This is a genomic window from Kitasatospora sp. NPDC057692 (assembly GCF_042799475.1).
GTDB lineage: Bacteria > Actinomycetota > Actinomycetes > Streptomycetales > Streptomycetaceae > Kitasatospora.
Map to the genome: position 1 here is coordinate 9,373 of NZ_JBHVIV010000119.1, position 11,717 is coordinate 21,089.

The window sequence follows — 11,717 nt, forward strand, 5'->3', positions numbered from 1 at the left end:
GGGCCCGCGCGTCCCCGGCCCCCCCCCGCCCCCCCGCTCGTGGGCGGGGGGTGGGGGTTGGGGTGGGGGGGGGGGGGGCGTGGGGCCCCCCCCCCCCGCCACCGCATCCGCCTGGGGCGGAGCCGTTCACGGTGCCGTGGTGCGGCGGTGGCCGGTCAGGAGCTGATCACCTGCAGGACGGGGTGGAAGGCGGCGTGGCCGCGGGCGTCGAGGTTGACGGCGAGGCCGACGGTGGCGAGGGGCTGGAAGAGGGACAGGGTGAGGGAGGGGTTGCCCGGGGTGACGGCGGAGGTGACGTCGAGGGGGATCCAGTCGGGGGTGGCGGAGATCCGGCCGGTGCCGAGGGGCTGGGCCAGGGCGGGGGCGTCGGCCCAGGTGACGGTGGGTTCGGTCCAGGGGGTGGGGGCGGTGGTGAAGGCCTGGAGGGTGGCGAGGGTGCCGCCGGAGTCGGCGACCGCGCCGTGGACCCAGAGGACGGCGCGGCGGACGGTGCCGGGGACGGCGGTGGTGTCGAAGGTGAAGAGGGCGCGGCGGCTGAAGCCGCTGTTGGTGGTGTTGGTGTTCTTGACCGTCAGGGTGGTAGCGGTGCCGTAGTTCGTGGTGGCGTAGGAACCGTCGCGGACGAAGCTGTCCTGGGTGGGGTCGAGCAGGGTCGCGGTGGCGGTCGCCGGGGCGCCGGAGGCGGTGGTGAGGGTGATGGTGCGGCCGGCGCCCTGGGTGCCGCCGAGCTCCACCAGGAGGGTGACCGTACCCTCGGTGGAGAGCACACTGACGCCTTCGGCGGCCGCGGTGGGGCGGCCCGTGCCGGCGAGGGTGACCGTGACGGTGGCGGCCCGGCGGGACGGGTCGGCGACGGTGACGGTGCGGGTGCTGCCGGTGTCGCGGACCAGCACCGAGCAGGGGGCGGAGGCGGTGAGCGGCCCGGCCGTGCCGGCGGCGAAGAAGTTGGCGGCGGTGACACCCGAGGCGGAGTCGGATATCGCCTGGACCGTCCGGGAGTTGGCGAGGGTGGTGACCGTGGGGGCGGCCGCCCGGGCCGCGGTGGCCGCGGCGGTCGCGCCGGGCAGCAACTGGTACTCGTACCCGGCGTCGGTGGGGTTGGTGCCGTGGTCGAACCAGAGGGTGAGGTAGCAGCGGGTGAGCTGCTCGGTGGAGCCGTTGGTGTTGATGTCGTGCCAGCTGCCGGTGCGGGCCTCGCGCTTCGCCTGGAGGGTGGTGCCGGCGGGCAGGACGTAGCCGCCGAAGCCCGCGACGGCGACGGCGCGGGCGCCGTCGAAGCGCTGGGACCAGCCGAGGGTGGTGGGCTGGGCGGCGCCGTCCACGGTGAGGGCGTGGGTGCCGGCGGGGCCGAGGTTGCGGTTGTCGACGACGGTCTCCACCGGGGTGCCGTCGGTGCAGCTGATGCCCGCGCCGAGGCAGACCACCGCGTCGTCCAGCAGGAACCAGGACTTGCGTCCGGTCAGGGTGGAGGACAGGCCGCGCAGGTCCTGGCCGACGGCGGCGTAGGTGCCGTCGGTGGCGCCGCCGGCCCAGGTGGAGTCCGGTCGGGGTGCGCCCCAGGTGCCGCCGGCGGCGTCGGCGAGCGGCTTGGCGGACACGGTGGTGCCGGGGAGGCGGTACGGGTCAACGGTGGGCCAGAAGGCGTCCGAGTACTGACCGTTGCCGGAGGTGGCGCCCCACCAGGAGAGCATGCCGTTGTTGGTGTGCCAGCCGCGCAGGTGCTCGCCGTTGCCGGTCTCGTAGAAGGTGGTGCGGGCGGAGCAGAGGCTGAGCGAGGCGGCCCAGTCGGAGCGGCGGACCACGGCGCGGTCCATCGCGAACACCCGGGCGCCGAGCGGCTCGGGAGAGGCGGTGGTGGCGGAGTTCAGGAGGGCCTGGGCGCGGGCGAGTTCGGGGACGTCGAGGTAGGCGTTGGAGAGGTAGGGGAGGTAGTAGTCGCGGGTGAGCCAGCCCTTCACGGCGGAGCGCCAGGCGGCGGACTGGGCGGCCGGTGCGGCGCCGGAGTCGGCGAGGCGGAGGATGTGGCCGATCAGGGTGTGGCCCCGGGTGTGGTCGTCCTGCTGGAGCTGGAACTGGTCGCCGCTCTGGCGGCCCCGGCTGACGGCCCGCCCGCTGACGGAGTCCATCACCAGGCCGTTGTAGAGGAAGGGCGCGTAGGCGTCGGTGACGGCGTCGAAGACGTTCTGCCGGGACGGGTCGGAGATCTGCCAGGCGGAGCCGGCCAGCAGGGCGAAGAGCCTGCTCAGGCCGCCGAGCAGCACCTCGCCGTAGGAGCCGGTGTACGGCACCCAGGTGTGCTGGACGAAGGAGCCGTCGGCGTACAGGCCGTCGCCGGCCAGGACGTACGGGAAGACCGGGGAGAGCGCGGTGGTGGCGGTGGTGAGCTTGGCGGAGGTGCGGCCCAGCACGCCGCGCAGGGCCAGGACGCGGCAGAGGTCGACCCGGTTGCCGCCCGTGCTGGTGCCGGTGTAGCTCGACACCTGGGAGTCGGGGACCTGGCGGTCCACGGCGGAGAGCAGGGCGGAGAGCCGGGTGGGCGTCAGGAGCTCGTGGACCAGGACGCAGATGTCGAGGAGGGCCTGCGGGGTGCCGATCTGCCAGTCCCACCAGTTGCCGTAGGCGGTGGCGGTGGGGGTGTAGGCGCCGGTGGTGGTGTTGAGGTGGTTCAGGCCGGTGGTGATCGCGGTGGCCAGGGCCTGGTCACCGGTCAGCCCGGTGCCGGGCTGGGCCCAGGCCATGGCCATGGTGCGCAGGCGGGTGTGGGAGGCGGTGACGTTCGCCGAGTTGGTGCCCAGGGGGAGGTCCGGCCAGAGGGACGTGGAGGTGGGGGCCATGGCCTGGAGCTGGGTGCGGGCCCGGTCGCCGAGGGCGGCGAGGGTGGTGGCGTAGGGGGCGGTGACCGGGTCGAAGCCGGTGCCCGTGAGCAGGTCGCGCCAGCGGAGGCGGAGGGTGTCGTAGGCGTCGGCCGCAGCCGTGGCGGGGGTGGGGAGGGCACCGAGGGTGAGGGCGGTGGTGCCGACGGCGGCGAGCTGCAGCAGGCGGCGGCGGGAGAGCAGGGCGGGGTTCGGCGCGGTGGGCATGAGGGGAGGTCCTCCTGGGAGGTGGGGGCCGGGCGGGACGACGGTAAGCGCTTTCCCGAAGGGTCGTCAATGGTCGGGATGGAGACCGGGAGGGAGCGTGGCTGCAGTCTGGTAAGCGCTTTCCGCCTGGAGCGGGCCGACTGCTCCGCGCCCGCATGCCGGGCAGGGGCAGGGGCTGGGGTCGGCGTCCCTCAGCGGCGGGATACCCCGGGTGCCCCCGTGCGAGGTGCCCCCGTGGTGGCGCGGAGGACCACCTGGACCGGCGCCTCGAAGCTGCCGACCGTGTCCGCCGGGGGGCGGAGCGCGAGCCGGACGGCCTCGGCGCCCATCAAGGTGAGCGGTATCCGGACGGTGCTCAGCGGCGGGCTGAGGTCCTCCGCCAGCGGTATGTCGTCGAACCCGGCCACCGAGATGTCCTCCGGCACCCGGATGCGGCGCTCCCGGAGGGCGGCCAGCGCCCCCACGGCGCAGACGTCCGCGAGCGCCAGCACCGCCGTCGGGATCCTGCCCCGCTCGTCACCCCGGAGGAGCGAGGCCATCGCGCGCCGGCCACCCTCACGGGTGAACTCGGATCGCACCACGGCAGACCCGGGCAGGGCCACCCCGGCGTCGGAAAGCGCTTCCCGGACCCCGGCCAGCCGCTCTCCCGGAACCCGCAGCCGGCTCGGCCCGGTGATCACCGCGAAGTCCCGGTGCCCGAGCGCCAGCAGCGCTCTGGTCAGCTCCGCCGCGCCGGTCCGGTTGGCCGGGCGGACGGTGTGGTACTCCGGCCCGTGGTCCGTGACGGCGGCCACCGAGCCGCCGTCGGCCCGGTAGTCCGCGAGCGCCGCGTTCAGCCGGGCGGCCGCCTCCGGATCGGTGTAGCCGGACCCGGCCAGGACGATCGCCTGCACCCGCTGGGCGTGCAGCATCCGCACCCCGCGCAGTTCGGCGGCCGGATCGCCGTCGGTGTTGACCACCAGCGGCATCAGCTCCGCCGCCACCACGGAGTCGCAGGCGCCCCGGGCGAGCGCGGCGAAGTACGGGTCCGAGACGTCGTGCAGCAGGATGCCCACGGTGGCGGTGGTCGAGCGCGCCAGCGCCTGGGCGGGCGCGTTCGGCAGGTAGCCGAGCGCGGCCGCGACGCCCCGCACCCGTTCGGCCAGCTCGGAACCGACCTTGCGGGTCGACCCGTTGAGCACCCGGGAGGCGGTGGCCAGGGAGACCCCGGCCTCCCGTGCCACATCGTCCAGCGTCACGCCCATGGCGGCATACCCCGTTCGGCAGGTTCCGGGCCGACAGGGTATCCGAGCCGCTACTCCGCCGTGTCGGTGCTCCGTGAGGTGGGCGGCGGCCCGGGAGGCCGACGAGGAGCAGGAGTCCGGCCGCCGCGGCATGGGCGAGGTGGTGGCCGGACAGGGAGAGGCCGCCGGGGCCGGGACCCGCCCTCCCCCGGCACGCACGTCGGCACCATCGCCTGGGCCGCTGCGGTGCGGGCGCAGCAGGCGGTGGTCGGCGTCGCGGCCTGCACGCTCTTCATGACCTCCGTCGACGCCCCCGGCCACAGGCACCGGATCGAACCGCTGAGCGGAGACCCGGACCGGCCGGATTCGGTCGTCCTCGGGTGCGCCGCTCCCGCCGCTTCCGCCCCCCGAGGTGTCTCCCGTCCCAGTGGGCCGCAGGCGGACCGCGGTTCGCCGGCCGGTCCGGGGTTTTCCGGATCGACGTCGGCAGGTGGCGGATCCGGCAGGAGCCACCGGCATATTCGGGCTGGTCAGCGCCAGGAGATGGCGCGGAGGTGTCTTGTGAGCGTGGTCGCGCGCTGCGGAAGCTGGGGCCGAAGGCAATGTCACGACAGCGCCATGCTTGGGCGGCCGCAGAGCGGGACGCCCGGGGGAGAGCAGGGAGCGGCCGATGGCCTACCAGCAGCTGGACAGTTCCGCCGTCGTCCCGGAGCACCGCTTCGAGTGGTGGTGCGAGATGGTCGCACGGGACGTCGCGCCGACCAGGATCACCACCGACCACGCCCGGGACTTCCCCGCCACGGTCGGCAGCCTGGCGCTCGGCTCCGCGCAGCAGCTCACCACGATGTCCTTCCCGTCCATCCGCTCGGAACGCACCCCGGCCCTGATCCGGCGCTCCGACCCGGAGGTGTACGAGCTGGCGCTGATCCGGGGCAGCGCGATGTGGATCGCCCAGGCCGGCAACGAGACCCGGATGGCCGCCGGGTCGCTGGTGCTCTGGAACACCTCCCGGCCCTTCGACGGCCGGGGCCTGCCCGGCGGCGTGTCGAGCGCCGTGATCCTCCACCTCCCGGCGGCCGAACTGCCGATCCATCACCGGCGGCTGGACGGTCTGCTGGCCCGCTCCGCCTCTACCCGCGGCGGGGTCGGCGCGGTGCTGGCCGGCTTCCTGCGGAGCGTGGTGCGGGCGGCGCCCGGCATCGCCGAGCACGAGGCCGCCCGGCTCGGGATCGCGGCCCGCGAGCTGGCCACCGCCTTCCTCGCCCACCTGCTGGGCGTCCAGGACCGGCTGCCCCCGGAGCCGCGCCACCGGCTGCTGCTCGCCTGCGTGGACGCCTTCATCGAGGACAACCTCGGCGATCCCGACCTGTCACCCGCCGCCATCGCCGCCCGCCACCACATCTCGCTGCGCACCCTGCACTGGCTGTTCCACCGTGAGCAGCGCGGCGGCGTTGCGGCGGCGGTCCGCCGGCGCCGCCTGGAGCGGTGCCGCACGGACCTGTCGGACCGGCGGTTGGCGGCGGTGCCGGTGCACGCGATCGCCATGCGCTGGGGGTTCACCAGCGCGGCCGCGTTCAGCCGGGCGTTCCGGGCCGAGTACGGCACCACCGCCACCGACCACCGGGCCGCCGCCGCAGGCGGCGCGCTGTCGTGAGCGGCTACGGGCAGCGCACGTCGACCGAGCTCGGCCGGCCGTCGTGGTCCGCGGCGAGGTCGCCCTTCCAGTTCAACGGGACGGGTGCCGAGGCAGCCCGTCCAGTCGGTGCTGAAGGAGAGGTCGACCGCTCCCCCGCCCCGGTTCCGCACCGGGGTGGCAGCGTTGTCGAAGGAGCTGGGCTCCTTGCTCTTCCAGCAGGAGGGCGCGACCCAGAGCACGCCGTTCCCGTCGTGGTCCCGCAGGAAGCGGGTCTGGCCGGCCGGGCGGTTGTCCCGGCCGAGGACCCGGGCGTCGGCGCCGGTCTGGAGTTCGCCTTCCTGGATCGTCTTCTCCGGCAGGTTGTTCGGCAGTGGTACCAGGGGGTTGGTGAGGCAGCTCCCGATGCAGGTGATGCCTTCGGCCTGCAGCACCGCGGCCCGGGCCGGGGTGATCGAGGGGTACGCGATCGGCAAGCTGGGCCGCGCGCTCACCACGGCCGTGCAGGACCAAGGCGCCGCCCGAAGGGGCCGCCGATGTCGGCCATGCCGAGGGCGCCCGCCGGCACCAGGCCCGTCAGGCGCTGCTGGAGGCCATCGCCCGCCACCACCACGGCCCCCTGCCAGGCGAGGAACCCGGCGACCGGCCGTGGTGATCACGGGCGCCCGGGGCACGGAGGAATGGGGCGGGTGACCAGCAGCCAGTCCTCCTTGCCCCGCGGGATCAGCGCCCTCATCCCCGACGCCCGCGCCCGGGCCACCCCCGGCGCACGCGCCGCCTCCCAGCTCCTCCACCTGCGCGAGGCCACCGTCCCCGTTCCGCTCCTGCCGCGGCCGCCGAACTGATCGCCCCCAGCTCAAGGACCCCGACCCGGCCACCCGCGAAGCCGCCACCGCGGTCCACGCCCGGCTGCTCGCCGCCATCAAGGAAGCCAGCGGCAACCGGTAGCCGTCGGCCGTCCCGGCCCTGTCCCAGGTCGCCCCAGCGACCTCCCACCAGGAGAACAGGGTGGGACAGTCCTCATCCGACTGGCACTCCGGCGTCCACCACGACCTCCTGAACCGCCTGCAAAGCCGGCTCTTCCACCGCCTCCGGAACCGCCTGGCCTTCGACGAGAACACCGCCCTTCCCGCACCGGCCTCTGTCGCATCCGCAGCCTCACCAGCTGCTTCAGTGCTGCACGGCTCGAGCTGTTGACACATCGGTGAGGCAGACTTCCCACCATGACAACGGCTGATCACGATGTCCCGACCGCCTGGCGCCGCATCGGAACCTGGCTCGCCGCGCACACCCGACGGGGCCCCCTGCGGCCCGCGTCGGATGTCGCGCGCCTCAACACGTTCGAGGCGGATCTCGGCGCGCCGCTACCCGCAGACCTACGAGCCTGGTGGCTGCTGTCCGACGTCAGCGCGAACGACTGGATTCCTGACGAGTTCGCTCCGGTCTCGCTGGACACGGCCTTGGAGACCCACGAGATCTGGCTGCTGGTCGCCGAGCAGGAAGGCGAGTCGTTCGACGAGGACGGTCAGCCCGAGGCGCGCTATCTGCGGGAGTTCATGCCGATCGCGCTGAGCCCCGGCGGTGACGGACTGATCGTCGACCTGCGACCCGGTGACACCTGCGGAGCGGTGCTCCTCTGGGACCACGAGAGCTGGATCCTGGACGTCCCTCATTGGGCCTCGGTCACCTCGATGCTCCAGGACATCGCCCAAGCCCTCGAAACCGGGACGCCCTTTCTGCTGAGCCACGCGGCTCTGGGCGGCTCGCAGGCACCCGGCATCGCCACAGTCGACGGCGAACTCGATCTTGCCTGGCAACCCACCGCGAGTGAGGGCGCTCCTGCTTGACGCCTGAGCACCCGGGGATGTCCAGGACCGTCCCAGCAGAGCGCCCGAACCGGACGCCCTGAGGCGGGGCTGGGACGCCGGTCGGCGGCTCGGTCGAGCACGCAGGTGCCGGCGGCGGGCTTGGCCGGGCACGGCCGGGAGACCGGGCGGACAATCGAAGGCATGGGCGGCGATGACCAGTTCGACACCCTCGGTGACATGTACGAGGAGATGGCCCTCCTCCCCTGGCGCAGACATCTGGAGTCGTTCAGCGTGTTCGCCGCGCTGGGAGCGGTCGTCGGCCGTAACGCCCTGGACGTCGGGTGCGGGACGGGCCTGTACAGCCGGGAGCTCAAGCGGCGTGGAGCGGCGAGAGTGACCGGGTACGACGTCTCCGGCGGCATGCTCGACATCGCGCGGCAGGCCGAACGCGCCGCGCCGCTGGGAATCGAGTACACGGAGCGGAGCGACCTCCTCGAGGACGACACCTTCGACGCGTGCGTGGCCGTCTACGTCCTGCCGTACGCCGAGGACTACGGAGCACTGCTCTCGCTGTGCGCCCTGGCATCACGGGCCCTCCGCCGGGGAGGCCGGTTCGTCACCCTGCCGGTGAACCCGGACTTCCACGGCGACCGCGCCTACTACGAGCGCTACGGTCTGCGCCTGGTGGAGACCGAGTCGCGCCACGACGCCTCGCGGGTGACGCTGGAACTGTGCTTCGGCCGATACGACGAACGGATCACCGCACGGTACTGGAGCCGGGCCACCCTGGAACGGGCCCTGCGGGAGGCGGGCTTCGCCTCGATCTCCTGGCCCGCCTTCCAGGTCTCCGGGGACGGAACGGCCCGCTACGGCGAGGACTTCTGGCGGCCGTACCTCGCCTGCCCCCATGCGGCACTCATCACCTGCACCCGAGCCTGACCCCAGAGGCACCACCATGGCGACCACACCACGGGTCCACCGCCGCCCCGGGCCGATCGAGGCGGGAGTCCCGTCGACCCCCGCGGAGGTCGACCCCGCGCAGTGGGACCGGCTGATCGGCCCGGACAACTTCTACAACAGCAACGCCTGGGTGCGCGCGCTGGAACTGGCCCACGGCGACACCGGTGCGCTCACCGCCGCCTGCGGCGACCGGCTGCTGGGCGCCCTGTCCATCTGGCCCGGCGAGAACGACGAACCCGGGCTGTTCCACCTGCCAACGCTGCTCCCGGACCTGGCGGCCGCCCGGTCCGCGCGATGGCTGTGGCTGGGCGCCCGGCGCTCGACCTACAACGAACTGGCCTGCACCCGCGGCGAGGAGCGCGACCGCACCCTGGAGGCCCTGTGGGACGGGGCGCTGCGACTGGCGCGCGACCGCGGCCTCGCCGGCGTCGTCACGCCCTACCTGAGCGCCGACGAGGCCCGGGACGTCGCCCGGAGTCAGCCCCGTGCCAGCGTCCTGCTGCACGACGCGGACGCCAACGTCGCCGTCCCGACCGGCGGCTGGGACGAGCACCTGGCGCGGATGAGCCAGCCCGACCGCACCCGCCGCCGGGCCGAACGACGCGCCTGCGAGCGCGGCGGCACGGCCCTGGAATGGCGGCCCCTCGCCCACGGGGACGCGGCCCGGCAGGCCGCGGTCCTGGTGACGCAGACCCGTGCCCGGCACGGCGGCACCGCCGACCCCGCCTGGATGCTCCGCTCCTTCGCGGCCCAGGCGACGACGGGAGTGCTGGACCGGGCCGTCGGCTGCTTCGCCGTCCGTGACGGCCGCCCCGTAGCCGTCACCGTCTGCTACGGCCACCGGGACCGGCTCTACGCCCGTTACTTCGGCTTCGACTACCGCGCCGCCCAGCCGCAGGGCGAGTACTTCGTGCTCTGCTACCAGGCCCCCGTCGACTACGCGGCCGCCGGCGGCTTCCACCGCTACCGCCTGGCCGTCTCCGCCTGGCAGATCAAGGTCCGCCAGGGCGCCGTGCTCTCGCCGCTCGCCGCCGTCGTCCTGCCCCTGCAGGGGCGGCTCTGCGACCGGCGGACGGCGGCCCGGCACAACGCCCGGACCGCCCGGCTCTGGACCGGCCGGTGCGCCGCCCGCCCCTGGGCCCTGGCACCCGAGTGGAACGACTGGGCCCAGGACGGCCCCGACGCTCCCCCGACCGGCTGACCACCGCCGACGTCGCAAGGAGGCCCGCCGTGCTGCACCTGGTCTACCTGATCCAGCCCACCCCGGCCGCGGAGGCGGACCCGCACGCCTTCTGGGACTGGGTCCGCGCCCGCGAGTCCTGGTACTACGACGGACTCGACACGGTCCTGCGCACCCGGTGGGCGGTGCGCACCGTCGGCACCCACGTCCACACCATCGAACACACCGTCGGCTTCGCCGACGAAGCCGGCTGGGGCCGCTACCGCCGCCAAGTCGCCGAACGCGGCCGCGACCCCGCCTGGGAACGCCGCCGCACCGAACAGACCCGCTGGTGGACCCTGCTGGACGCCACCCTGCTCAGCGACCCTCCGGTCCCCCTCGGCTTCGACCGCACCCCCGCACCAGGACGCACCCCGTGACCGTCACCGACGAACTCCTCCGCCGCAGCGGGCACCTGCTCGCCCACGCCCGGTTCATGACCCTGGCCACCACCGACGGCACCGAACCGTGGGCCTCCACCGTCAACTTCGTACCGCTGAGCGCCCCCGGCACCCCCTTGCGGCTGCTCTACTACTCGCTGCGCACCGCCCTGCACTCGCGCAACATCGGCCATCACCCCCGCGTCGCGGGCTCGCTCTACCTGACCGGCCTTCCCGGACTCGGCCTGGACGGAGCCCAGTTCACCGGCACCTGCCGCACCACGGACGACCAGGGCGTGGCCGAACACCATCGGGTCTACTACGAGCTGAACTTCCCCGACCCCGCCGTGCGCAACGAGTGGCTCCTGCCCGAATCCGACTTCCGGGGTCCGGGGCCCCGCCGCTTCTACACCGTCGAGGTCGCCCGCTGGTGGCTGCTCGACATCGACCGCTGGCTCCTCGACAAGCACGACCAGCGCATCGAGGTCCCCCTCCGTGCCCTCACCGAGGCCGGATGAGCCACCTGGCGCACCGCCGCCCTCCCGCCGTCACCCGCGGCGGTGGCCTCCCGGCGTTTCGGGGGCGCCCCTCCGGACCGCCGCCTCTACCGTTCGCCGCATGTCGCCGCACGCCGCCCGCGCGGCCAGGGAATCGAGGGACCACATGACGTCGCCTGTGAAGAGCCGGAAGTTCAGCACCCTGTTCGACTGGTTCGACCTGAACGGGGACGGACAGCTGTCCCAGGAGGACCTGCGCGGCACGGCCGAGGTGTTCGCCCGGACCGCGACCCGGGACGACCAGGCCACCGTCCAGGCCCTCCACGACGCCTTCGCCCGCTGGTGGCAGCTCCTGGTGGAGCACGGGGACACCGACGGCGACGGACAGGTCTCGCGCCAGGAGTTCCTCACCGTCATGACGGCCGACGTGACCACGCCCGCGCACTTCGAGAGCACGGTGCTGGCGATCGCCGACGCCCTGCTGAACGCCTACGACACCAACGGCGACGGCGTCCTCAGCAAGGAGGAGTACATCCACATGTACGAGCAGCTGGGCGTGCCCCGCGCGCACTCCGAGCAGGCGTTCCCGCGCCTGGACCGGGACGGGAACGGGGTGATCAGCCTCGACGAGTTCCGCGAGGCGATCATCGAGTTCTACCTCAGCGACGACCCCGCCGCGCCGGGCAACTACCTCCTCGGACCGATCGGCTGACGGTCGGCGCGCGACAGCGCGCGCCGACCGCGACGCGACCGCAGAGCAGCGCACCGCCCGACTCGGCACCGGTGCACTTGCCGTCAAGGTCGCGTCGGCCCCGTCTCCGACCGAAATGCCGGAGGCGCCGGGGGCCGGCGCCGGGGGCCGAGCGGGCCCGCTCCGCAGCCGGGGAGGGCCCCCCCCCCCGGGGGGCGGCCCACCC

General features: G+C 74.1%; 10 protein-coding genes. 8 read left to right on the forward strand and 2 right to left on the reverse strand.

What is annotated here, in order from left to right:
• Positions 1-155: 155 nt before the first annotated feature.
• A complete protein-coding gene (locus ACFVFS_RS37270) occupies positions 156-3,080 on the reverse strand; it encodes a polysaccharide lyase family 8 super-sandwich domain-containing protein (protein WP_380629418.1) in 2,925 nt (974 codons plus the stop codon).
• Positions 3,081-3,271: 191 nt separating this feature from the next.
• Positions 3,272-4,324: a LacI family DNA-binding transcriptional regulator gene (locus ACFVFS_RS37275; protein ID WP_380629419.1), complete on the reverse strand. Its 1,053-nt coding sequence runs from the start codon at positions 4,322-4,324 to the stop codon at positions 3,272-3,274.
• A 649-nt stretch (positions 4,325-4,973) separates the two neighbouring features.
• Here ACFVFS_RS37275 and ACFVFS_RS37280 point away from each other — a divergent pair.
• The 8 genes from ACFVFS_RS37280 (at position 4,974) to ACFVFS_RS37315 (ending at position 11,512) form a co-directional block, all read left to right on the forward strand.
• The gene (locus tag ACFVFS_RS37280; protein ID WP_380629420.1) at positions 4,974-5,957 is read left to right on the forward strand and encodes a helix-turn-helix domain-containing protein; all 984 of its coding nucleotides are present in this window, start codon (positions 4,974-4,976) and stop codon (positions 5,955-5,957) included.
• 668 nt (positions 5,958-6,625) lie between these two features.
• Entirely contained in the window at positions 6,626-6,781 is a 156-nt protein-coding gene (locus ACFVFS_RS37285; RefSeq protein WP_380629421.1) for a hypothetical protein, read from the forward strand.
• A gap of 378 nt (positions 6,782-7,159) precedes the next feature.
• Positions 7,160-7,783, forward strand: coding sequence for an SMI1/KNR4 family protein (locus ACFVFS_RS37290; protein ID WP_380629422.1), 624 nt, complete (start codon positions 7,160-7,162; stop codon positions 7,781-7,783).
• A 162-nt stretch (positions 7,784-7,945) separates the two neighbouring features.
• On the forward strand, positions 7,946-8,683 hold the full coding sequence (locus ACFVFS_RS37295) for a class I SAM-dependent methyltransferase (protein WP_380629423.1): 738 nt from the start codon (positions 7,946-7,948) through the stop codon (positions 8,681-8,683).
• Between the two features lie 16 nt (positions 8,684-8,699).
• A complete protein-coding gene (locus ACFVFS_RS37300) occupies positions 8,700-9,905 on the forward strand; it encodes a GNAT family N-acetyltransferase (RefSeq protein ID WP_380629425.1) in 1,206 nt (401 codons plus the stop codon).
• 29 nt (positions 9,906-9,934) lie between these two features.
• Positions 9,935-10,303 carry a hypothetical protein gene (locus ACFVFS_RS37305; protein WP_380629427.1) on the forward strand — a complete coding sequence of 123 codons (369 nt, stop codon included), beginning with the start codon at positions 9,935-9,937 and terminating at the stop codon, positions 10,301-10,303.
• On the forward strand, positions 10,300-10,821 hold the full coding sequence (locus ACFVFS_RS37310) for a pyridoxamine 5'-phosphate oxidase family protein (protein WP_380629429.1): 522 nt from the start codon (positions 10,300-10,302) through the stop codon (positions 10,819-10,821). Before ACFVFS_RS37305 ends, ACFVFS_RS37310 begins: the two co-directional genes overlap by 4 nt.
• Positions 10,822-10,966: 145 nt before the next feature.
• Complete coding sequence (locus ACFVFS_RS37315; RefSeq protein ID WP_380629430.1) at positions 10,967-11,512, forward strand: EF-hand domain-containing protein; 546 nt, start codon at positions 10,967-10,969, stop codon at positions 11,510-11,512.
• Positions 11,513-11,717: the final 205 nt, after the last annotated feature.

Bases quoted from the DNA above. Each gene is read 5' to 3' on its own strand.
- ACFVFS_RS37300 (WP_380629425.1), top strand. From the start codon at position 8,700: ATGGCGACCACACCACGGGTCCACCGCCGCCCCGGGCCGATCGAGGCG.
- ACFVFS_RS37315 (WP_380629430.1), top strand. From the start codon at position 10,967: ATGACGTCGCCTGTGAAGAGCCGGAAGTTCAGCACCCTGTTCGACTGG.
- ACFVFS_RS37280 (WP_380629420.1), top strand. From the start codon at position 4,974: ATGGCCTACCAGCAGCTGGACAGTTCCGCCGTCGTCCCGGAGCACCGC.
- ACFVFS_RS37270 (WP_380629418.1), bottom strand. From the start codon at position 3,080: ATGCCCACCGCGCCGAACCCCGCCCTGCTCTCCCGCCGCCGCCTGCTG.
- ACFVFS_RS37275 (WP_380629419.1), bottom strand. From the start codon at position 4,324: ATGGGCGTGACGCTGGACGATGTGGCACGGGAGGCCGGGGTCTCCCTG.
- ACFVFS_RS37290 (WP_380629422.1), top strand. From the start codon at position 7,160: ATGACAACGGCTGATCACGATGTCCCGACCGCCTGGCGCCGCATCGGA.
- ACFVFS_RS37295 (WP_380629423.1), top strand. From the start codon at position 7,946: ATGGGCGGCGATGACCAGTTCGACACCCTCGGTGACATGTACGAGGAG.